Consider the following 23,585-nt stretch of genomic DNA (forward strand, 5'->3'; position numbering starts at 1 on the left):
ATGAGTGGAAGTTTGGGAGTGGTAAATGTCAGAAAATCGCACCAGACAATGATGAAACAAAAAGGGATAAACCGGGCCTCCCTCTTCATGCAGCCTCATGCAAACCCACATAGGTTTCCAGCGATAGAATACCCCATACAGGATTAGGGACATATCCTTCATATTTTTTATTATATGGTTGAATGTAGTCCATCGTATAGAGTGGTATCTGCGTCATGTTATCGGCGTAATAATTTTGCAGGTCTTTTACCAGCATCGCTCTGGTCTGACTATCCGTGGCCGTTCCCAGCTGATCGACTAACGACAGATAATTGGGGTCAACGACATTAGCCCAACCGAATCGTCTCGAATCCACTACACTGGTATAATAGCCCCGATAATTAAAAGTCGTCCAGAATCCGGCACTGAGAATTGACATATCGTAGTCTCGATTCTCTTCGATCAGTGTCCAGAGGGTAGAATCATCTACGATATTGATCTCCAGAGATAATCCGGCATCATTGAAATATTTCTTAAGCAACTGTGCCGTTCTCTCGGAATTAACGTTGTTTACGACGAGAAGTTCCGGTTTTAGTTGTCGGCCATCGGCAGTCTCCCTGAATCCGTCTCCATCAACGTCTTTGAACCCGATAGAATCGAGAAGTTCCTTCGATTTGTCAAGGTCATACGACAATGGCCTTGTCTCGATATAATATGGCATACCTTCGAGGACCATTCCCGCATTCGGCGTATATCCATAACCTGCTGTCATCAGATTCCTTAATTCCTCGAAATCAATCGCATAGCTTATCGCCTGTCTATATTCTTTTATATCATACGGTGTCCTATTATTATTAAAATATAATACGCTATTTATTCCCTTGCTGTCGTATGACATGATTTTTACCTGTTCATTTTTCAACAACTTAGGCACATAATAATAATTTATTCCCGAGGCGTATACGAAAGGTACGTCTACTTCTCCCTTCTCGAAAGCCATCATCAATGTATCGTAATTTTTATAGAATTTAATCTCAAGTTCCCCGATAGCCGGTATTCCGCCCCAGTAATTTTCGTTTGCCTTAAATCGGATGATACCTGCCGACTGGTCATAACCGTCAAATACATAAGGTCCTGTTCCTGTGAACAATGCAGTAGTATTAGAAAATGTCTCCAGGGATTCTACATCCTTAAAAATATGCTCAGGAATAGTAAAAGGCAAGACTGATCTTCTACTGAACACAGTTGCATCCGTGTTTTTCAAGTTGATGACTACTGTGTGTTCGTCCGGAGTTTCGATCGAATCGATCATTTTATAGAAGGATTCTCCAGCCGGCAACGAGTTTTTTTCCATGTAATCGAATGTAAATTTCACATCTTCAGACGTAAAAGGGACACCATCATTCCATGTCGCATTTTCCACCAGGTGGATGACATATCTTTTTGAATCGTTCGTTTCCCAGCTTTTTGCAAGCCTTGTAACGACAGAACCGTTTTCATCGTATTCAATAAATCCTTCATTGGTAAATAACGAGAGATAATTAGTTAAGACGTAATTTTTCAAGTTCATTTGAATTTCTGTCATCGATCCGCTTACGCCGATAACGAGCTTCGATACGTTATATTCTTCTTCTCTGGTCAAATGATTGTTCGCCTTATCGGTGTCTACCTCAGAAATACAGCCAGCCAGAAGCACACCCAAGAACACAAAAAGTAACCCTCCGGCCATTGCATACATATGTCGGTCCGCTTTTCGTTTAATATCCACAGTGTATCCTCCGTATGAATCAGTTAAAATCTTCCGGGTCCTCGGAGGCCATACTTCCGGGAGGGCATCTATTACAGATACCGGAAATCCGCATGTGTACAGGCTTAAAGCTACCCTTTTAACTGTTTATAACTCATTCCTCGGGATGGAAAATATAAATATACAGTATCTGTATTTAGTATTGATAATTTTTTAATTTTTAATAAATTATTGAAAATTTTTTATTGTAACCTATATTTTTTGCTACTAAATAAAATTTAAGTATGATTTTTTCACTAATTAATTCTAAATAAGTAATAATCTGTAGAAATGAAAAAATTACGCTTTATACTGGTATCGTGTCTAATTCTTGACGATAAAACAAAAAAATCCTTGGGAAGAGCCTCATGCTTTATGCAAGTTGTAGAACGTATCTGGACAGATAACGCCATAGTACACGTTGTATGTCCAGCCCTCATATTTCTTATTGTAAGGTTGGATCAGGTTCATGGAGTACAGCGCTATCTGGGGCATTTCCTCCGCGTAGTATTCTTGGATGTCCGCCGCAAGCACCTTTTTCTTATCTCTGTCCTGCATTTGCAGCAGGCCGTCAAGGATGGCATCGTACCTAGAATCGTTTACCATCGACCACCCATAATACCTTGTGGCAACGTAACCGCTCCCGTAGCCGGCACCCATGTTCATGCCCCAGAAAGTAGTACCCGCGAGGCCCATATCAAATGTCTTACGCACGTCCATCGTATCCCAGAAAGTGCTGCTGTCGAGTGGCCTCAGCTCCACGTTCATGCCCACGGAGGCGAAGTATTTCTTGATTATTTCGCCGAGCCTCACCTGGTCAGATTTACTGGAGTCCATGACCAGATCTAACACGATCTTTTTTTCGTCGGGGGTTTCCCTGAACCCATCTCCATCAATGTCCTTGAACCCGATCGAGTCGAGCATGGACTTCGACTTGTTGACATCGTAAGTCAGCTTCCTTGTGTCCACATAGTATAGCGTACCGTTCGGGACGAAGCCGGCGTCAGGCATTTGACCGTAACCTGCAGTGAACAGGTTCAGTATCTCGGCGTAGTTGATGGCATAGCTCAAGGCCTGCCGTAAGTCTTTATTGTCGAGCGGTGTGTGATTGGTGTTGATCCAGAGTACATTGCCGAGAGTGCGCGAATCCACTATCATGTAGCCTAGATTATCGTTTTTCATCAGGTTCGGTACATGGTAATAGTCCACACCCTTGGCATACGTGTAAGGAGCATCGATCTCACCTTTTTGGAGTGCCATCATCATGGTCTCCGGGTTCTTAAAGAGCTTGATCTCAATGACGTCTACCGCGGGCTTGCCTCTCCAGTATTGATCGTAGGCTTTATAGGTGATGATGCCGGCATTCTTGTCAAAGTTATCGAACATGTATGGACCGGTACCGATAAGCGCTTTTTTATCGTCATACCTTTTGGGATCCGCCACGTCCTCAAATACATGCTCAGGCACGGCTTTAGCTGCTACTGCCATCGTTGTCAGGAAATTATAGTCAGGGTCTTTGAGATTATAAATGACGGTGTACGGGTCAGGCGTCTCGATCGAATCGATGTTGCCAAAGATCGATTCCCACGAGTCGGTGTTTTCCTTAGAAAAATCGACCGAATACTTGAAATCTCTGGACGTCACAGACACCCCGTCATGCCATGTTACGTTATTCCTCAAGTGAAAAACCCATCTCTTGAAGTCAGTGGTCTCCCATGACTCAGCGATCTCAGGAACAACCTCCCCGTCCTTGTCGAATCGAATCAGCCCATAGTTCGTCAGCAGCCAGAAAAAGCTGCTGAGACCGCGATCAAAATAGTTGACACTATTTACTTCTGCAACATTTCCCAGGACTAGCTTAGAAACGGTCTCGTCTCCAGTATTGACATTTCCGTCATCTGATTTCGTGCCAGTTACGATCAGGAACAGGCTGACGAGTATAAGTAACACGACTATGCCCACTGCAGATCTCGTTAGCGACTTGTTCGGTTTGCTCAAATTATTGTCTCCTGTAAATTCTATTTTCATTATTTACGGGTGATATCTAGTGTAGGAGGCACTCTGGTCGATAGTCTGCGCCGGCCAATTTGTCCAGATACGGGATGAACAAGTATAGACCCCCGAGCATTGCAATGAGTCAAATTGTGTCGTGACAGTCTGCGATAAGTTTATGCAAGTAAGGCGTTGATGGATCTGTAAAGATCTTATCCGCTGTACCTTCTTCGATAATCCTCCCTTCTTTCATTACCAGTACTCTGTCACACATCGCTCGTACGACCTCAAGGTCGTGAGAGATGAACAACATGCCCATATTGTCCTCTCTGGCCTTCTTCTTCAAAAGCTGCAGGATATGAGCCTGCACCGAGACGTCCAGCATCGAAGTGGGCTCGTCCAGCACGAGATAGCTGGGCTTGAACGCGAACACGCGCGTCAACACGGCCCGCTGGATTTCGCCCCCGCTCACCTGGTTCGGATACCTGTCAATGATATCAAGCGGCAGGTTCGCCTCATCCGCCAGCTGTTCCAGCAGAGTCTGATGCTCACTTTTAGGGATGCTGAGCCTGTTGAATGCCTCCCGAATGGAATCCATTAGTGTGAAATGCGGGTCCAGGGCACTTTCCGGGTGCTGGAAAATGATCTGGATCTTCTGGCGATACTCCCGGAACTGCCGCTCGGACAGTTCGGTTACGTCTTTCCCGTCGAGGAAGATGCAGCCCCCGGATGGCTGCAGCAACCTGACTGCCAGCCGTCCGAGCGTGGATTTGCCACACCCGCTTTCGCCGACCAGCCCCAGGATCTCCCCTTCTTTCAACCGGAAGGACACACAGTCCACAGCTACCTTCTGGTTCCTCCCCATGAAGCAGGTCCGAAAAATTTTCGATATACCTGCCAGCTCAAGCATAATGGCACCTCACCATGCGATAGTCTTCTATCTTCCGGAGCAGCGGGTGACGACCGCATTCGCTACGGACACGATCACAGCGATCCCTGAACCGGCACCCTTCGGACGTATGCGAGCCGATGGTATGCCGGCCAGGAATGGGCTTCATGCCCCGGGAGGGCTGGGCGTCGATGAGGCCCCTGGTGTAGTGGTGTGTGGGCTGCTCCAGCACCACCCGGGTAGGTCCGATCTCGACAATCTCTCCGGAATACATGACTGCGATCCGTTTACACATTGCCGCCGCTTTGAAGTCGTGCGTGATCATTATAAGGGTCGACCCTGTAGTCATCTTCTGGAGCATATACAGTATGTTCTTCCGGGAGAGTGCGTCCAGGCCTTTTGTGGGCTCATCCGCGATGATCAGATCGGGCTCAGTCGAAGTTGACATGGCTATGAGCGCACGCTCGCACATGCCACCCGACATGCGGTGGGGGTACGAATTGAAGATGGCACGGGGATCAGGGAAACCGACGCGCTCCAGATACGTCAGGGCTCTCTGCTCAGCCTCCCTGCCGTGCGCAACGCCAGCTTTTTCAATCAGTTCGGTAATCTGCGTCCCGATCCTGATGACCGGGTTGAACGATGCGGAAGGACTTTGCGGCACCAGCGAGATTGCCTTTCCTCTCAGCTCCAACAGTTCTTCGCGGGACATGGCATAGACCTCCCGTCCGCGATAGATGACGCTGCCCTTGACAACTGCGATGTCGTCCAGCAATCTCATTGTAGCGTGGCCCAGCACGGATTTTCCGCAGCCAGACTCGCCCACGATGGCAAGTGTATCGAACTCCTCCACATCGAGATCGATGCCTTCGATAGCCTTGAAGGGCCCCTGCAGCGTGTCAAACGTCACCGACAGGTCTCTTACTTTGAGGAGGCTCATCAGATCAACTCCAGTATCTTACTGGTCTTCCTTCTCTCCATGGTGAGCATAATGAAGGCCAGCACAGTGATGCATATCATTAGGCCTGGCGGCAGATACCACCACCACATGTCGTTGGCGAAGCCACCCCGACTGAATGCGAAATGGATCATCTCACCCCAGCTGATGTTCAGGGGATCGCCAAGGCCCAGGAAACTGAGCGATGCCTCCGACAGCATTGCTGAGGCAACGGCCAGCGAAAATTTGGCATAGATGATATCCTTTGTGTTGACCAGGACGTGCCTGCTTATGATATAAAGGTCAGAGTAGCCGAGCGCCCGGGTGGACTCGATGAACTGCATTTCCCGCACCTGCAGCACTCGAGAATGTACCAGCCGAGCGGTCGAACACCACCAGAGGAGTCCGACCACCAGGATGATGTTCCACATACTTGCATTGAGGTAGGCAGTCAGAATAATCATGAGAGGCAGGCCCGGGATGAGCAGGAACACATCTGTCACGCCCATCAACAGCTCCTCCGTCCAACCCCGGAAGTAGCCAGCGAAAACACCTACAGTCACGCCGATTATGATGGAAATAATTCCTGCCAGGAAGCCGATAGTCAGGGACACCCTCGTCCCGTAGATCAGCTCTGAGAATACATCCTGGCCCAGGTCGTTCGTCCCGAGTATGTGCTCAGACGATGGCAATTGATAGGGAATACCTGTCTGTTTCGGGTCGTGCGGTGCCAGGTAAGGTGCTAAGAGGGCTACCAGCACCAAGGCTGTCAGCAGGAAAATGCCGAAGGACCGCAACGGATTACGGGTCAGGCTTTTTATGCCTGTGTCGTTGATGTGCTTGAAGGTGTTATCGGGTAGTGATAGTTCCAAAGGATTGGACCTCCAGGTCGGCAGTCTTATACGGGAATCGAATTGGTATCCGATCAGACGCTTGTCGCTATACAGTATGATCAAATCATTGGTGATCTTGTTTTTAGTTAGCCGGGGCTTCAGGTCGTAGCACTCTTATTGTCACCTACCCGCGGGTCTACGATCCCGTAAAGCATTTCGGCTAAGAAATTCATCGTGATGACGAAGATCGTCATGACCAAAAACGCCCCCTGCAGGACGGGATAATCCCTTTTCATGACTGCCTCGTAGATGAGGCTGCCCATGCCGGGCAGGGAAAATACCACCTCGATCAGCAATGCACCCGTCACCATGTATGAGATGTTGAGTGCGATCCAGCTGATGAATTGGGGAAGGATGCACCGGAGCACGTGGCGGAACATGATCGATCGCTCCGTCAGTCCCTTCGATCCGGCCACGAAAACGAAGTATTCGTTACGGACCTGGACTATCGAGTTTTTCACGATAAAGAACGTATAGGAAAGTTCGTACAACGTCAGGACCACGATAGGCAGGCACATGTGCCATGCCGTGTCGAGGTAGTACTCCATACCAGATATGCCACCGGTCGAAAGGTTGCTGAGCGGGAACCAGCGGAGCTGGAACCCGAAAAAGGTCAGGAAGAGCATCCCGAGTAGGAACGTCGGGGTCGCGAATATGATCAGGTTTACGGCAGTCAGCATCCAGTCGATTTTTCCGCCGTGCCAGTATCCTGCGAAGGTGCCCATGGCGAGGGCCAGCAGGTTGCCAATCACGATCGACGGGAAGATGATCAGCAGCGTCCAGAAGAGCTTTTCGCCTATCATGTCGGCCACATTTTTATGGGTCACCAGCGAAAAGCCCAGATCGAGGTGTGCGAGCATGTAGAAATACTTCACGTATTGCACGTGCAGCGGATCGTTCAGGCCGTAGCGATCCCGCAGTGCCTGTATCGTCGAATCGTCTACGTAGCGGTTCTGGTGGACCATCGTCTGGATCGGGTCTCCCGGCATCATTCGGGGCAGGAGAAAGTTGACGGACAGGATGATGAAAATGACTAGCGCATAACGTAGGGACTTATGAAGCAGAAAAGCCTTTTTTTCTCCAATTTTTGCCATAGCTTTGCCACCGGGAAAAAGAAAAAGGCTCCTTGAGGGACCGTTCATTTCGTCTGGTTGATGCTGTACATCGTCTCGAGGTTGAAGATGCCCCAGATGTAGTGGTATTTCCATCCCTCGTACTCGTTCGAATAAGGCTGGATCTCATTTCTCGTGTACAGCGGCAGTGACGGCAGTTTGTCGGCGTAATAATGCTGCATGTCCGCGAGTATCTTCGCTGTGCCTGCCTGGTCGTTCGTTTTAATCAGCTCATCGACCATGGTCGTGTATTCTGGATCGGTCACCGCTGCCCAGCCCCAGCTCCGGGCGTCGAAAGCTCCGGTCCAGTAGCCGGCGTAGTCGGTCAGCATCCAGGTCCTCGCTTCTCCCAGCCAGAGATCGAAGTCCTCCTTGGTTTCAACCAGGTCCCACTTTGTCGGGTTGTCGAGGTACACTAGTTTGATGTCGATCCCGACATTGTTGAAGTACTTCTTCAGCAGCTGGCCGATCCGGTAGTTGTCACTCGAGGTGTCCTCCGGCCCCATCAATATTTTCGGCTGGAACTTCTTGCCATCGGGCATTTCGCGGAATCCGTCCCCGTCGGTGTCCTTGTACCCAAGGGCGTCCAGCATGGCAATCGACTTGTCCTTGTCGAACGCCATCTTCCGCGTCTCGATGTGGTTGGGTGCGCTGGCCGGGATGAAGCCGGCGTCGGCCACCTCGCCGAAACCTCCATTGATGAGCCGGTTGATCTCGCTATAGTCGATGGCGTAGCTCAACGCGATCCTCAGATCTGCGCTGCTGTATGGGGTCCGGTTGTTATTGAAATAGATAACCTTGGCGACTGCCGGCGGGCTATATATGTCCACTTTCAGGTTCTTATTGGACAAAATATTGGAGAGGTAATAGTAGTCGATGTTGCCACCATAGATGTACGGCAGGTCGATTTCTCCGTTCTGTAGCGCCAACATCATGACGTCCTTGGTCTTGTAGGTCCTGATCTCTATAACATCGACGTTGGGCTTTTTGCCCCAGTAATTGTCGTTGACCTTATACGTCAGGACGCCTGCCTGCTTGTCAAAGTTTACGAACGAAAACGGCCCGCCGCTCAATGATGCCAGTTTGTCGGCGTACTTCAGCGGATCATCGATGCTCTGGAACACGTGCTTCGGGATGACGGGCGATTCCATATCTTCCAGGAAGCTCTTGAATGGCCCATTGAGCTTGATCACCACTGTGTGGTCGTCGGGAGTGTCCACTGAATCCACGTAAGACCATGATGCGCTAAATGTCGGGTGTTTCGCCACCCGGTATTCCATCATGAACTTGACATCCTCTGCGGTGATCGGTACTCCGTCTTCCCAGACGGCACTCTTGTTGAGATGGAACGTCCAGGTCGTCCCGTTTATATTTTCCCACGAGTCGGCGAGAAACGGCATGATCTCACCCTTCTCGTTGACGGTGATCAGGCTCGGGCGGCATAACAATTCGGTGAAAACGCCGAAGTTGGTATCCCCGAGGTTGATGTCTGCGGGGATCAGCGTCGTGCCGATTACCAGTTTCGTCGTCGTCTCGATAGGCTTCGAATCGGTGCCCTTCGTACCTGTACAACCTGCAACGATTAGGCTCAGTATCAATAAGCATAAAACTACGAATATCGTCTTTTGTCTCATCTCATGCCCTCCCCCGTATCTATAACGGTCTTCCGGCAGATTGTAAAGCGAACGTAAAGCTTGATACTATTTGCAGTTATGGTTGATCGTATTAATAATTTTTCTTTTGTAACAATAATTAGTAAAATATTGTAATTATTTAATTTTTTATGTTAAATTATTAAGAATTATTCATATTTCATCATACTTGTTAATATTTTTATATGTCTGACCTGGATAATACTATCTGGCTGGTGGAGCTTGACGAAAAAAAATGATACGTCATCACCTCCGTGGTATGTCCGATCGTAAGTGAGGTACTGGGCTTGATGCCCTTCGTCATCATATACCTCGTGATCGTGAACTACTCGCCGTTCCTTTCGATCGTTCCGGGATCATGGAGCTGGCGCTGCTGACCAGGATCATATTCCCCCGGTTCATCTGCTCGATAGTGATGCCGGGCATACTGTTGCTGGTCTTGCTCACGGTCGCCTGGCGGCTGGCCGGGATTATCCTGGCATCGGTTCTCGTTGCCGTTCCCCTGCTGATGTGGACTCAGCAGATGGTGGTCCGTTTCGCCCGGCTGGAAGTTCGGGAGCATGAGATCCGTACAGGGGAGAGAGGTGCCTGCGATCCGCCCGTTGCCGACTTATTTTTGACTCCCTCTGTTCTCGGATTGGCCGGCCCGTGGCAGGTCTCTAGGTATTACCCGAAAAACTAGAAGGCAATTGTCGAAGACTGGTTCCGCGATTCAGACCAGGCTCCCGCCTCTGCTCGCATCGCTTATCCTCGGATCGGCGAGGCCGTATAGCACGTCTGCCAGGAAATTGGCGGCCAGAACAAAGATCGTCAGGAAGACGAATGCCCCTTGCAGGACCGGGTAGTCTCGCGACATAACCGCGTCATATATAAGCGTGCCCATGCCGTTTAAAGAAAATACGATCTCTATTATCAGAGCTCCGCTCACCATGAACCCGAAATTCAGGGCCATGATACTGATGAACTGGGGAAGCACGTTCCGCATAACGTGGCGGAGCTCAATGGTCCGTGCCGGCAGGCCTTTAGCCTTCGCTACGAAAATGAAGTACTCATCTATTATCTGGGTGATCGAGTTGCGGATGACCAGGAAAATGTATGCCGCCTCAAAGACCGCCAGAATGGTGATCGGGAGGAACAGGTGCCATCCGACATCCAACAGGTAGGCAAAGCCCTGGGTTTTGCCTGAGGATATACTGCCCAGCGGGAACCATCCCAGGTGGAAGCTGAAGATTGTCACGACGACCATAGCGAACAAGAACGAGGGACAGGTGTACATGAATATCGAAGTCCCGGTGAGCAGTCTATCGATTTTGCTCCCGTACCTGAACCCGGCGATGGCTCCCAGAACCAGGGCAAGCAGTCCCCCGATGACAACCGACGGGAAGACGAGTACTAGAGTCCAGAAGAGCCGGTCGGAGATGAGGTCGGTTACCTTCAGGTTCTTGTGGATGGAATAGCCGAAGTCCAGGCGGCCTGCGCCCAGCATGTACTCAATGTATTGCTCCTGGATAGGCCGATCGAGGCCGTACTGCGCCCGCAGCTCGTCCAGCATTTGCCTGTCGATGCGGACCGCTTCGTCGCCCAGCAGATTGATCATAGGGTCGCCAAGCATGGCGCGGGGAATGGCAAAGTTAATGGTGAGAATGATCACTATTGTGATGCCATACCGTAGCGCCTTGTCAGCAAAAAAGCGCGCCTGCCCCTTAGCTTGGCTCATGTCCCGGCCCTTCCTGGCACATCCCAGCAGATAGCTGCCAGCCTGACGTGTGTCTTTACCTCGAATAAGCCCGCATCAGACCGGGATTCGAAATATTCACGGATCAGGCGCTCACTGCGGGAATCGATCGCAGTGAAGATGCCGAAATAGGTGACATGCTGCCTGACCAGCCGGTCCACAGGTACATGTTTTGCGCGCTCCAGCTCGAACATCTCCAGCACAGGCTTTCTGTCAATTTCCCGCAACAAGTTGTATGGATAAACGTAATGAAATGCATTGGTCGCCGGCCGTTTACCGATGACCGCCTTCCAGAGATCATTAATTGGTCCGTAGTCCGGATTCTCCCCGTAGGTGACCAGACAGCAGCTCCGGGAGGAGCACGCTTCCAGCTTCCGGAGCGTAGGCGCATCCTTTACCGCGGGAGACATGGCCGAAAAAGCGAGGTCGTATCTGCCTTCCGGCACGAGCTCTTCCCACTTTACCTGCAATGGCCGGAGCTTGGCCAGACCCCTGTGCGACGCTTCCCTCGACATCGCGGCCAGCATGGCGGCCGATGAGTCAAGGGCATCGACTTGTCGCGCCCGTTCGGCAAATATCAGGGCATAAGTCCCAGGGCCGCAGCCGACGTCCAGCACACGGTCACTATCCCTGAATGCACCCTGTCTCGTCAGATAACTGATGATGGCCCTGTACACGGGCTCTCCCGCGATCACATCGCACAGGTACTCGTCTGCGACCTCATCCCAGTAGCCTGCCCATGCAGCCTCATTCTGCATCCTGACCCTTCCCGGTGATTTCAGCCGGGCCTCATCCCACGCTATTTCCCATTTTGTTTTATTCATAGAGCCTCCGCGATCGGACAAAGGATAATAAAAAAATGCCCCTGAAAAGGGGGAGTTCATACTTTATGCAGGCTAAATAGCGTGTCGTAGTTCAGGACACCGTTGTACGGGTTGTAGACCCATCCCGCATAGTTCTTGTTGTACGGCTGTATGATGTCCATGTTGTACACGGCAATCGCCGGCATCTCATCGGCATAGTAGTCCTGAATCTGACCGGCCAGGGCTTTGCGCTTGTCCTTGTCGATGGTCGACGTGAGCTGGTCCACGATGGTCTGGAACTTCGAGTCGTTAACCATTGACCAGCCATAGAAACGCTGGTCGATGTAACCCGACCCGTAACCCGCACACATCTGCATGCCCCAATACGTTGTCCGAGTTAGCGCCATCTCATGCGTCTTGTCGAAGTCAAGGGAATTACTAAAGGACGTACGGTCCATGACCTTGAGCTGTACATCGATGCCGACTGCGTTCAGGTACTTCTTCAGCATCTCGACAGCCCGGACGTTGTCTGCCATATCACTGCGCGTCGAAAGCACCGGCTGGAACTTTTTGCCGCCTAGAGCCTCGCGGAACCCGTCACCGTCCGTGTCCTTGAAACCGGCCGCGTCCAGAAGGTCTCTTGATTTGTTCACGTCATAGGCAAGTGTTCTTGTCTCTTTGTAGTAGAGAGTGCCCTGGGGTACCAGACCTGCATCGGGAATCGAGCCGTAGCCCGCCGTAAAGATATTCTTCATCTCTTCGTAGTCGATCGCATAGCTGACGGCCTGCCGGAAGACCTTACTGTCGAAGTATGTCTTGTTCTCGTTGAACCAGAGCACGTTAGTGATGCCACCGTTCTTCTGGATCATTATGCCAATATCTTCATCGTTGAGCAGCTTGGGCATATAGAAAGGGCTGAAACCCGTCGCGTAGGCGTACGGGACGTCGATCTCTCCCTTCTGGAACGCAAGTATCATGGTATCTGTGTTGGCGAAGTAGCGTATATCGATCTGATCAATGGCTGGAGCCGAACCCCAGTACTGGTCGTAAGCCTCGAAGTGCAGAAGGCCGGTGGCCTTGTCAAAACTTTTGAGCACATAAGGGCCGGTGCCGATCCATGCGTCCGGAGTATTGAACTTCTTAGGGTCCTCGACTTTCTTGTAGACATGTTCGGGCAATATCCGGTAAACAGCAAGGTTCATGAGAAAGTTGAAGTCTGGCTTGTCCAGAGTCATGATTACCGTCCGGTTGTCGGGAGCTTCTACCGAAAGAAGATCGCCAAATACCGATTTCCAGTTTGGATCATTCTTTTTTCGGTAGTCCATGGTGAACTTGATGTCCTGCGCTGTCAACGGCTTGCCATCGTGCCACGTGGCGTTGTCGACTAGGTGGAACGTCCAGGTTTTCAGGTCCGAGGTGTTCCATGATGTGGCAAGCTCGGGCACGATATCCCCGTCCGCGGAGATAGTCACCAACGCCTGATGGGACATTTGACGTAAGAAAATCCCAAAGCAGTAATCGTTAATGTTCGTGTCTTCCACCTTGTTGGTGGTTCCGATGACCAGTTTCTGGACCTGGTTATCCTCCGCAGAGGTCGGTGGCTCCATCGTATTTGCTGACGGCTGTATGCATCCTGATAACAAGAGATAAACAACCAGAACAGTAATCATCAATAGCTTTGTCATGTGCCTCATCAACATACCTCAATGTCATGACTTATGGAATAACGAACCGTCAACATCCATATGTCTATTAATTAATACTGATTGCTTTACGATATATTACTATTTAATAATTTTGTGTTACTAAATATGTATTAATTCGACAATATTCAGAATATGGAGGGAAGTTCGCCCAGCTCATCACAGCGATGATGCCTCCGACCGTAGGGCCGATCAAGTAACCGGGGTTATTGCCATTCCTGAGCGTGTTTTAGACTTCAGCCCTTTGCTTCGCCCACCTTCGGCTAGCACTGCGGAGGGCGCCGTTCAGACCCGATGACATGGGAACAAGATGAGAACTGCGAGGAAATACTCGAAAGAGACATGGTACGCTACCGCTGCCAAAAGCCCGGTGAAGCTCATGGAAACGCCGGCAAAGCCTGCCATAAAACTGGCTTTCGGGCGAACCAGCCGCAAGGCTCGCCACTCGTAAGCTTCATGACCGAGCTGGCAATGGTTTGAAGAAGCCTGGAAAAAAAATTGACCTCGCTCCTTTGTCCGAAAATATGGGAGCCTTAGACCGCACGAGTACGAGGCTTGCATCCCTCTCCCACCGATGGTCTGGACTGGATCGGCAAGCAGCTTGCCGATCTGCGGGAGAAAAGGAAGAACTTCCACGCTGCCGGAGTGCCAAAAAAAGTACGTGGAGTTGAAAAAATCTATAGGGATAGGGATGTGTTTCTTCCTTTTGCGTGCTCTGTATTTTCTCCTTACTGAACCGTAATTTTCCCGTCTACAAGCCTGATAATTTTATCAGCTTTTAAAGCCAGGTTCTCGTTATGAGTAACTACGATAAATGTCTGATTATACTCTCTGTTTAGCTGCCTGAGCAGTTCGTAGATCATGTCGCCCGTTTTTGTATCAAGGTTGCCTGTAGGTTCGTCCCCGAGCACGATTGCAGGAGAACAGCTCAACGCTCTTGCTATTGCAACCCTCTGGTTCTGCCCTCCTGAAAGTTCACCAGGCCTGTGATCCATCCGGTCTTCAAGCCTTACCTTCTTCAGAAGCTCTTCGGCAATTTCTGTTGCTTCTTTCCGATTTTTTCCAGAAATCAAAAGTGGCATCATTACATTTTCCAGGGCTGTGAAATCCGGCAGCAGGTGGTGGTACTGGAAGACAAAACCAAGAGTCCTGTTTCTCATCTCGGAAAGTTCTTTGTCCGACATTTTTGTCACATCATTCCTGTCTATCAGGAGGGTGCCTGAACTCGGAGTGTCCAGCAAGCCTATTAGATGCATAAGTGTGCTTTTGCCTGAACCCGATGGCCCGACAATTGCTGCGAATTCCCCTCTCTCAATTTTCAGATTTACACTGTCGAGCGCGTGAAATTCCACTCCATTTTTATAGGTTTTTGTCAGATTTTTAAGCTCTATAATTGGGCTTTCTTCTGTCATGCTTTTCCGATGCCTCATTAAAATTTGTATATTTAGACAATAAGTGTTTAATCTGCTGTATCTGCTGTATTTTGATGGTTATTACATTCAGGCGCTTTCAATAGCTTTTACAGGGTCAAGTTTTGCAGCTTTCCGCGCAGGGTAGATTCCTGAGATTATATTGATAATAAAGGCAAAGAAAGCAGCATACACAAAGTTAAGCGGTTCGATCTCAAGGGGAAGGGTCTGAAGCCCGAAATACATCTCCTGGGGTACCTCTATTTCATAGCTCTGCAGGCCAACGGTCACAATATAACCGAGAATTGTACCGAGGATAAGGCCTATGGCTCCAAGGATCATGGACTGGAATAGAAAGACAAACATTATGCTCTTTTGAGAAGCCCCCATCGCCTTCAAGATACCTATTTCCCTGGTCCTCTGGGCAACGATGGTGATCAGGGTATTTGCAATCCCGAAACCTGCAATCCCATAAATCAGGAAGTAGAAAATATTTACAAAAACCGTCTGGGTTTCCAAGAGGTTGAGAATTTCAGCATTTTCTTCAATCCAGCTTACGGCATCAAGTCCAGTTTCTCTTTCAATCGAACCTGCAATAATGTCTGCCTGGTAGGGGTCTACAACCCTGACGCCTATAGTGCTCACAACGCCTGGTTCGTTAAAAAAATCCTGCACAGAATCCAGCCTTGCATAGGCTGTTACCTCATCTTCAGCAGTTCCGGTATTAATCAGGCCCACGACCTTAAAAGAAGTTGTTTGAGAACCCGGAAAAACAGCGTCTACCCTGTCTCCTACATGAACCTCAAGGTTCTCCGCAAGCTGGTCCCCAAGCAGGATCCCATATCTTGTATGAACAAGAGTCATGAAGTCCCCTTCTATAACATCCTCGCTCACCCTCATAACGTTCTCTTCAGCCATAGGATCAACCCCCTGAAGGGAAACCCCTTCGGCATTATCCCGATATTCCAGGGCCACCTGACCCAGATATTTGGGGGATACAGCTATAACTCCTTCCTTTTCAGCAATTAGGTCAGACGTATACCTGTAAAGGTGGATGAACTCTTCTTCCTCGTCTTGAGGATTGATAACAATATGGGGATTATTTTCGATGCTTGAGGTTACAAGTTCATCCTGAAAACCAGAAAGCATTGCCATCATTACCGTGATCACGGTAACTGCCAGGGCAACAGCAAGTATGGCAAAAAAGGTTTGCCTTCTTCTGGAAAAAACTTGCCTCAAAGCGATTTTCAGTTCATACATCCTAATAAACTCCCAGGTATGATACGCATCAGGGTTTTAGTCATCAGGGAATTTCACGATTTCCAAAATATTAAATCTGTTCTCACTTTGAATCCGTACTCACTTTGAACTGATCGCCTTCACAGGATCCAATTTAGCTGCCTGCTGGGCAGGATAAATTCCGGCAATCAGGTTCAGCAGGAAAACAGCAAGAATAATGAGCAGGATATCCCCGATGCGGACTACTATGGGGATGGTTGTAAGACCCCCGTAGAGTTCGGAGGAGGCGCCCGGAATTTCATACTGGCCTATTGCCAGGGATATTGCAACTCCTGTAAGAGTACCTCCAAGAGCTCCCAGCAAACCCAGAATGCCGCTCTGAAGAATGAAGATTTTTCGGATACTTGAAACCCTGGCGCCCATAGCGCGGAGCATGCCTATCTGGCTTGTTGCACTGATAACCGAAAGGTTCAGGGTGCTGATCACGCCAAAAGAAGCAATAACCACAATCAGGCCAAGGGTAACGTTATTTGAAGTGCTTTCGATCGCAATAGTACGAAGGATTTCCGGATTTGATTCTGTCCACCCTTTTACTTTATAACCAGTTTTTCTTATCTCTGCAGCAACTTCCCTGTCCCTGTTAAAATCCGCAAGCCGGACAGAGATTCCGTTAATCACATCAGGAACATCATAAAACTCCTGCGCAGTGTCCAGGGACGTATAAGTCAGGGACTCGTCCAGAGAAGACCCGGTATGGAAGATTCCGACCACCCTCAAAGAAAGAGATTTTGCATTGGGGAAAGACACATCGACCGATTCCCCCAGATTAACCTCGAGTTTATCTGCAAGTTTAGAGCCGATTACCACGGTATTTCTGGAAAACTCAAGCTCTCTGAAATCGCCTTCCACCATATCGGATTCAATAGAGCTGATTTCATTTTCCTCTAAAGGAATTACGCCTTTTAGCTCAGCATTAAGGGAATTCGTCTTGAATCTGAAGGAAGCTTTTCCTGCAAGAAAGGGAGAAATGGCAGTAACCCCTTCAATTTTGCTGATATCCTCGATAAGGGTCCTGTAAAGGTAAATATAATCCTCGCCTTCCTCTGGAGATACCGAAACATGAGGAAGTTTATTTACGGTAGTGTTATAGAGCTCGCCAGTAAACCCAACCATAACGGCCTGAGAAACCGTGAGCACCATTACTGCCAGAGCTATAGCTCCTACCGAGAGTAAGGTCTGGACCTTTCTCGCCCAAATCTGCCTGAGTGCGATAAAGAGTTCATAACGCATGGGGTTCACAGCCTTGTGTTTTGTTTCAACTTTGCCTCCTTAAAAAGGACAAAAACAGCAACAAGCCCTGAAATTAAAGAAGATGCGGAAAAACCGGGAGTTCTCTTTCCACTTGAAGCCTCTGTTTCTGAAGTAGAATTGTTTACCGAGCTAAGACTGGAAGCCAGGGAGAGATCGGACTCGATAACAGTTTCCCTGTGCTCAATAACGTCTCCGTTATTTCCCAGAAGCTCTATCTCAAGCCTGTAGACTCCTTCAGGAAGTTTCTGGCTCCAGGCAATTTCAACGGTCTCATCGTCATTATTCAGTAGCACTGGAACCCTTTCCTGGACAGATTCGATCGGGATGGCGTTTCCGGTTCCGAAATTTTCGTTCAGTTTGTATACAGAAAAGGCCAGGCTTCCTTCAAAAGGCACCTGGGAACGCCCTAAAACAGTTGCACTTGCTCCAGTCTCATCTTCATAAATATCAGTAATCTTTGCATCGTCTCTGGCAGTGAAATTCTCCGTTGATGCGATAAACCCCCTATTTGGGGAGTAAACCCGGACTTTCACCCTCCCTGTATATTCTCTATTGTTTTCGAGGAGGGTCTCCCATGATGCAGAAAAGGCTTCCGGAATGCTGGTCAGGGATGCCTTTTCGGTTTTTGTACTGGAAAGGACATCATGTCCGTCTACAAGCATGTATTCGAGATCAAAAAGTGAAGCCTGATTGGGGGAGAGTATGACAGTTATCCCTTCGGAGTTGGGGATGAGATCATCGACCCGGAGTCTGGACGCGGAGTTGCCGCCGTAAACAAAATCATACTCCGATTCTGAAAGTATCTGCCCCTGTTCCAGAAGCCTTGCTCTCAGAGTATAAGCCCCGCGTTCGGCGTTCCTTACATCCCATAAACCAACTTTCGTGACTCTCGTGTTTGCAGGCAAACTGCCAGTCGAGAATTCCTGCGTGGCAATGACCTCTTTGTTTCCATTTTCCGACCTGATCAGAGATACCTCCAGGGTCAGATTCTCTTCTGGCTGGATTGAGTAAAGTGTTACATCAAAAGACTCGATATCACTGTAAAGTTCGGCTATGCGGGTTGGAGCTGTTCCGTTGGCCTGGGAGGTATTTGCTGCAGAGGCCGGGAGAACTGATATAAGAAATAATACGAGTACGAAAAGCAAGGCTTTCATGGTCTTTTTTCCCGATTCGAGAGACTTTTTATTATTTTCTGGTTTTTCGTTTTCCCTCTATATCGTGCAAAACAATAAAATTTTAATTATATTGATATATTTTTTCTATTTATGGGAAAAGGAAACATTGCAATAGATAAATCAATGATAAAAACGATAGTTGACGGCAAAATAATAATTCCTTTGCCAAAAGTTTTGGTTGAAAATCGATACTATCCTATGTTCTCTATATTCTCCCCTACTCAGTGTGATAGTTGTGGAAGTAAATTACATGTTAACTCTCATCACACTCGTTTTATTATATCACGTTACGGCACTATATCTCTCAATGTTACATACTGGCTTTGTCCCACTTGTAAGAAACATTATCATGATCGGGTTATTGGTGTTCAGGGTTCTGCAAATTACAGTTCTGAATATTATGATACACAAATAAATGTCAGATACGATGGACGATGCAGTCTGCACAATTCTCGGCGAATTGGGGAAACATATACAGAAGGAGTAATAAATGTCTGTGGAAGAGCTCCTTGTCCCACTTCATTGTGGTTATATGAACAGAAACTAGCAAAACTTTCAAAGCAAGAACTTTTGAACCAAGGAGTTAGCTTTGAAGAAACATTGTATGTTGATGGGAATTGGATCAAGAATGGATGGAAAAAAAAGCTTGAAGAATTTATTGGAACGAAACTCACAAAGAAAGAATGGAAAAAAATGCGATATAAATCTGTTTACGTTGTTGCTACCAAAGAGAAGGTCATTTTAGATTTTGAAGTAACTGAGAGGTTACCAACAATTGAGGCTCTGATGCCTCTTTTTATACGAATAAAGAACCGATTTCCTGAAGATAAAATCAAAAAGATTGTTTCTGATGAGGATAAAGCGATCATTGGAGCCGTAAAAATGGTCTTTCCTGAAGTGACTCATTCTTTTTGTGTGTTTCATCAATTAAAAAACGTTAGTAAGAGGTATTATGAGGAATTCAGTTCTGTTGAAGAGATTCCAGATAACGATAAGATTACCTACAATGAGATATCTCAATTGATACTTTCTGATACGGTTATCAGTGCTGTTGCGCATATTCAGAAGATACGAGAATTTAACTCTGATCTTGAACTTTCTGAAGCGTCTCATAAAGCGATTTCTTATGCCGAAGAGATTTTCAGCAAGAATGTGAGCTTCTTGAAAAAAGGTTTTACACCTGAGACAGATAATACAATGGAACAAATATTTTCTTTGATATGTGATATAGTAGACAAAGTAAGGTCATTCAAAACCGATAATGGACTAACTAATTTTTGATACAATCTATTTACTTTTTTCAACAAACGGTGTTTCAGCACTGGAAAATGGAAAGGTTTCTCACCTTTAATGAGAGCAAGATTCCAATATGGATAATGCTAGAATTGGAGAATAATTAGTTCTTAAACTTGATGGCTTATAGCTGTAGCTGTCGGAAATTCCCACAAAAATAGTTCCACAATTTGGAAAATTTTGGTGAATGCTTGTGTAAATGAATCAACATTTTTAAATGAGTGAATTGATTTGCTCAAATTGGGATGAAATTTTGTGGTTGTCTTGAAATTGAAGAAAAACCAGAAAAAATTAAAAAGACTCCGATTCGATGACAAAAAGATTGTTTTGGTCTCAAAGACTTTTAATTATTTTCTGAGCTATACATGAGTTTTACTGGATTTAATGAATACAGCTTATTATCAGAGCTATTGAACAATGTTCACTTAAGAGAAAGTAATACATACAACTTATTAATAAAGCTTTTGAACAATGTTCACTTATGAGGATTTAATTCTGGCTAAAAAGAGCACCAAAGGCGATAAAATGAGTGTCAAACGGGATAAAGAAGCAAAAATAAACTCTATACAGGATGCCACACTTATGCTGATCGAGACTGTTGGTTATGATAAGGTGACCATCCGGGACATAGCTGAGGCTGCCGGTGTGAGCATAGGGCTGATCTATAAATATTTCCCGGGCGGCAAATTTGACGTCCTTAAAGAAATCAGTTATAGATACATGGACGAGATATTGAGGATAAAACAGCCGGAAACTATTGATTTTAATGATTTTCCGGGTTACATAAGGGATGTCATAAAAAATATGCAGCAATTCTATAAGGATAATAGTTCTTTGATAAAAGCATTGATCATGGCCGCACTTTGCGATAGCGAAATCATGGCTGAAGTCAAAAACATAGACATTAAAGATTACAAAGCCGTATCCGAATTTTTCTGTCGTTTCAATGGCGTTGAGGTAGGAAATAAAGATCCTCTAAAACTCTTCATGTACTGGGGAATCACAGTAGAAGGCACCATTCTCTCCAATGTTATCTACTCTCTGCCTCTCATAAGCGAAGAAGCCCTAACGGACATGATGGTAGACCTCTCCTTGAAGATATGGGGCTATCAGGCACCATGAACTTTTTCCGGCTCAAGCCAGCCGGAAGGACACAATTCCATAATTTAGTGATTTCTCATTTTTTTCCATCCTTTAAACTTCAATTTCTCTGCTAACTTCCTAAATAAACTGTAATATAACCCTTGAGAAACAATTTTTTTGGCATTTCTGCCAAAGAATTCTTTTACTTCTGTAATTTTTCACTGAACCTATTGACTAAAATCGACACGCTCCGCTATGTCATTCTGAACTACTCTCTCAAAAATAGATATTACTAAAGCTTAAATGGAGAAAATAATCTGAACAATTCCATAAATGACTTTTGTGGTTTCTTAAGTAAATTTAATCTTCTCATCTGAGTAAGTTTAATCCGATTTTCAATTCCTTTGTCAGTTCTAAACTTCTTCTTGTTATCCGTTTTTAGACTTTTTGAATAATAGCTTTCGATAGGGTTATTTGTCGCTGGCGCTCCTGGAAGATAATGGAACAAAGTAAGATTTAACCAGTGTTTATTGATCATCCACAATCGTTTTTGAACCTTTTCATCATATATTCTTATATTTTCCATTAATTTATCAAAGTTATATTTTGCTTTTTCAAGACTATTACGTGGAAGATTTTCCTTTTTTCTTCTGATTTCAAGCTTTAATTTATGTCTATACTGGCAAAATTCCTTTTTTGCTTTTTTAATCCATTCTTGATGCTTTTCTTTGTTATTAATTACGTTGAGTTCTTCAGATTGAAGTTTTTGCAGAAATTTAATCTCATTCTCTCTATTATAAAATATACTTAATAACCTGTACTTCAAAAGTTCCTGTTCTATCGTTGTGTTCTTTGGAAAATCATTAACAATAAGCTTATTTAAATGCATCAAACAATATTGATGGACTAACTTATCCCTAAAAATTTCCTTTAATATATCAGGGTATCTCTTATCAAAATCCGTAACGATAAACACTGGCTCTGATGCATCAAGATTTTTCTTTAGAAATTCCTTGATGGTTTCTGGACTCTTATCTTTGAAAAGTTCATCTGCTATCGTTCTTTGAGCTTTTGCATCCAGTAAAGTTAAACGGTATTTCTGACATCTTCCTTCTTTTGGATGTTGTTCGTCATAATGCACCATATGTATATTTTCTGAATATGGAATAGTTTCCTGTTCCATTTCTTTGTAGAATGCTCTAAAAATCGTGCTTCTTGATCTTGGATATATGAAATCCATTAGATCAGAAATTCCATCATATGAAACGTTATGGTATCTGAGTAACTGGAAAAAATCATTGAATGTATCAAAAAGTAAAGTCTTCATATCTTCCCAAAAACTATAATCTTCTTCGTGTGTACTACCACAGTTTGAGCATTTATACCGACCAATGTTGATTTCCCCAAGACCGTCTTTGGTATGGGGATTATAGCCATTATGAACCATTGGAGTATTACAAATTGAACAGACGGGAGGAATTTTTCTACGAAAAATTCCTCGTGTAGTATATTCATAATCGTTTCCAAAACAACCAAAAACGTCTAAGAGAGCATGGAGCTCAGAAAAGTTATTAAGTGTAAGATTTATAGTCACCATTGCTTCTGCCGTAACATCATTACATAATTATAGGATTATAATTTTGTGTAGTGATGTTACACTTACTTTTATCACTAGATTTTGGGACTGAGTCGCCGGAAGTTATTCTCTATAAAAATTCGATAGTGAATTTTCCGATTGGGGATTATCAAATAACGATTAATCCCGAATAGCTCACAGGTAGAGGACGAATCTTTGAATTGCTGTAACCGGTAATTCCCCAATCCGGGAGGATAATAAAGTTTTAATTAAATACAATACTCTGTTATTTTGCAAAAGAATTGTAAAATTCAAAGAAGGTAACCATGAAAATAGTCGGAATATCATCAAGCCCGAGAGGCAAGAACAGCAATACCTTAAAACTGCTGGATGCAGCCCTGGAAGGGGCTGAAAAAGCAGGAGCAGAAGTTGAATCCATCGACGTTGCAAAACTGAAGGTCAAATACTGCACAGCATGTAACAAATGCCAGGAAACAGGCGTCTGCTCAATAAAAGATGACTATAACGGTGTGCTGGAAAAGCTGCTGGATGCTGATGGTATAATCTGGAGCAGCCCTAACTACATAACAAACGTGACAGCCCAGCTCAAGACAGTCTTTGACAGAAGTCCGCTTGTCATTCACGAACAGCTCTTTGATGGAAAATGCGGCCTTTCCTTAACAACTGCTGGCAGTGATGAACTCGATTTTGTCTTGGGTATTATGGATAATTTTATGCTACACTGCGGAGGGAACTCTATCGGAGGAGTGGGCTGTGCGGTAGCACGGGGACCTGAAGCAATGGAGGTAGCTATTGAAAAATCGCGTGATAAGGGAAAAGACCTAGTTGAAGCGATAAAAGAAAAGAGAAAATATCCTGAACAGGAAGCTGTACATGAGGCATGGAGAGAACACTTCAAGTATGTTATCCTTGCCAACAAAGAACAATGGACGCATAATTGCGATTACTGGATTGAAAAGGGCTGGATGAAAGTGTGAAATTTTCGAAGAGGCTGTAT

20 protein-coding genes are annotated in these 23,585 nt (G+C 46.2%); 5 read left to right on the forward strand and 15 right to left on the reverse strand.

The genetic code is table 11. The features are described from left to right. Positions 1–85: 85 nt before the first annotated feature. From MA_RS12870 to MA_RS12905, 7 genes are all read right to left on the reverse strand, one after another. Positions 86–1,717 (reverse strand): ABC transporter substrate-binding protein, encoded by a 1,632-nt coding sequence (locus MA_RS12870; protein ID WP_226990590.1) that lies wholly within the window; start codon positions 1,715–1,717, stop codon positions 86–88. Positions 1,718–2,131: 414 nt separating this feature from the next. Beyond that, positions 2,132–3,763 (reverse strand): ABC transporter substrate-binding protein, encoded by a 1,632-nt coding sequence (locus MA_RS12880; RefSeq protein WP_048065413.1) that lies wholly within the window; start codon positions 3,761–3,763, stop codon positions 2,132–2,134. A gap of 139 nt (positions 3,764–3,902) precedes the next feature. Next, complete coding sequence (locus MA_RS12885) at positions 3,903–4,667, reverse strand: ABC transporter ATP-binding protein (protein WP_011022449.1); 765 nt, start codon at positions 4,665–4,667, stop codon at positions 3,903–3,905. Then, positions 4,660–5,586 carry an ABC transporter ATP-binding protein gene (locus MA_RS12890; RefSeq protein WP_011022450.1) on the reverse strand — a complete coding sequence of 309 codons (927 nt, stop codon included), beginning with the start codon at positions 5,584–5,586 and terminating at the stop codon, positions 4,660–4,662. The genes MA_RS12885 and MA_RS12890 overlap by 8 nt, the downstream gene beginning before the upstream one ends. Beyond that, positions 5,586–6,455 (reverse strand): ABC transporter permease, encoded by an 870-nt coding sequence (locus tag MA_RS12895; RefSeq protein WP_157860221.1) that lies wholly within the window; start codon positions 6,453–6,455, stop codon positions 5,586–5,588. Before MA_RS12895 ends, MA_RS12890 begins: the two co-directional genes overlap by 1 nt. Before the next feature lie 119 nt (positions 6,456–6,574). Beyond that, a complete protein-coding gene (locus MA_RS12900; protein WP_048066362.1) occupies positions 6,575–7,570 on the reverse strand; it encodes an ABC transporter permease in 996 nt (331 codons plus the stop codon). 44 nt (positions 7,571–7,614) lie between these two features. Then, positions 7,615–9,222: an ABC transporter substrate-binding protein gene (locus MA_RS12905; protein WP_011022453.1), complete on the reverse strand. Its 1,608-nt coding sequence runs from the start codon at positions 9,220–9,222 to the stop codon at positions 7,615–7,617. A 376-nt stretch (positions 9,223–9,598) separates the two neighbouring features. On the opposite strand from MA_RS12905, the gene MA_RS12910 reads away from it, so the two are divergent. Next, entirely contained in the window at positions 9,599–9,922 is a 324-nt protein-coding gene (locus MA_RS12910; RefSeq protein WP_048065415.1) for a hypothetical protein, read from the forward strand. Between the two features lie 30 nt (positions 9,923–9,952). On the opposite strand, the gene MA_RS12915 is transcribed toward MA_RS12910, so the two are convergent. The 3 genes from MA_RS12915 to MA_RS12925 are packed head-to-tail and all read right to left on the reverse strand — an operon-like array spanning position 9,953 to position 13,472. Continuing rightward, positions 9,953–10,957, reverse strand: coding sequence for an ABC transporter permease (locus MA_RS12915; protein ID WP_011022455.1), 1,005 nt, complete (start codon positions 10,955–10,957; stop codon positions 9,953–9,955). Continuing rightward, positions 10,954–11,799 carry a class I SAM-dependent methyltransferase gene (locus MA_RS12920; RefSeq protein ID WP_048065416.1) on the reverse strand — a complete coding sequence of 282 codons (846 nt, stop codon included), beginning with the start codon at positions 11,797–11,799 and terminating at the stop codon, positions 10,954–10,956. The genes MA_RS12915 and MA_RS12920 overlap by 4 nt, the downstream gene beginning before the upstream one ends. Before the next feature lie 56 nt (positions 11,800–11,855). Then, positions 11,856–13,472 carry an ABC transporter substrate-binding protein gene (locus tag MA_RS12925; protein WP_048065417.1) on the reverse strand — a complete coding sequence of 539 codons (1,617 nt, stop codon included), beginning with the start codon at positions 13,470–13,472 and terminating at the stop codon, positions 11,856–11,858. A 564-nt stretch (positions 13,473–14,036) separates the two neighbouring features. On the opposite strand from MA_RS12925, the gene MA_RS12935 reads away from it, so the two are divergent. Continuing rightward, the gene (locus MA_RS12935; protein ID WP_048065419.1) at positions 14,037–14,216 is read left to right on the forward strand and encodes a hypothetical protein; all 180 of its coding nucleotides are present in this window, start codon (positions 14,037–14,039) and stop codon (positions 14,214–14,216) included. Here the strand turns inward: MA_RS12935 and MA_RS12940 are convergent. From MA_RS12940 to MA_RS12955, 4 genes are all read right to left on the reverse strand, one after another. Continuing rightward, positions 14,210–14,893 (reverse strand): ABC transporter ATP-binding protein, encoded by a 684-nt coding sequence (locus MA_RS12940; RefSeq protein ID WP_048065420.1) that lies wholly within the window; start codon positions 14,891–14,893, stop codon positions 14,210–14,212. The genes MA_RS12935 and MA_RS12940 overlap by 7 nt on opposite strands. 87 nt (positions 14,894–14,980) lie before the next feature. Then, positions 14,981–16,150 (reverse strand): ABC transporter permease, encoded by a 1,170-nt coding sequence (locus MA_RS12945; protein WP_011022460.1) that lies wholly within the window; start codon positions 16,148–16,150, stop codon positions 14,981–14,983. Positions 16,151–16,249: 99 nt separating this feature from the next. Beyond that, a complete protein-coding gene (locus tag MA_RS12950) occupies positions 16,250–17,419 on the reverse strand; it encodes an ABC transporter permease (protein WP_048066363.1) in 1,170 nt (389 codons plus the stop codon). 5 nt (positions 17,420–17,424) lie between these two features. After that, complete coding sequence (locus tag MA_RS12955; protein ID WP_011022462.1) at positions 17,425–18,594, reverse strand: hypothetical protein; 1,170 nt, start codon at positions 18,592–18,594, stop codon at positions 17,425–17,427. Between the two features lie 111 nt (positions 18,595–18,705). Between MA_RS12955 and MA_RS25580 the strand changes: the two genes are divergently transcribed. Continuing rightward, positions 18,706–19,896, forward strand: coding sequence for a transposase (locus tag MA_RS25580; protein ID WP_011022463.1), 1,191 nt, complete (start codon positions 18,706–18,708; stop codon positions 19,894–19,896). Positions 19,897–20,379: 483 nt separating this feature from the next. Further along, positions 20,380–21,030, forward strand: a complete 651-nt coding sequence (locus MA_RS12965) for a TetR/AcrR family transcriptional regulator (protein WP_011022464.1) — start codon at positions 20,380–20,382, stop codon at positions 21,028–21,030. 253 nt (positions 21,031–21,283) lie between these two features. On the opposite strand, the gene MA_RS12970 is transcribed toward MA_RS12965, so the two are convergent. Beyond that, entirely contained in the window at positions 21,284–22,588 is a 1,305-nt protein-coding gene (locus tag MA_RS12970; RefSeq protein WP_011022465.1) for an ISNCY-like element ISMac19 family transposase, read from the reverse strand. 305 nt (positions 22,589–22,893) lie between these two features. Here MA_RS12970 and MA_RS12975 point away from each other — a divergent pair, with 305 nt between their 5' ends. After that, a complete protein-coding gene (locus MA_RS12975; protein ID WP_011022466.1) occupies positions 22,894–23,565 on the forward strand; it encodes a flavodoxin family protein in 672 nt (223 codons plus the stop codon). Positions 23,566–23,585: the final 20 nt, after the last annotated feature.

It is taken from the genome of Methanosarcina acetivorans C2A (genome assembly GCF_000007345.1).
Lineage (GTDB): Archaea > Halobacteriota > Methanosarcinia > Methanosarcinales > Methanosarcinaceae > Methanosarcina > Methanosarcina acetivorans.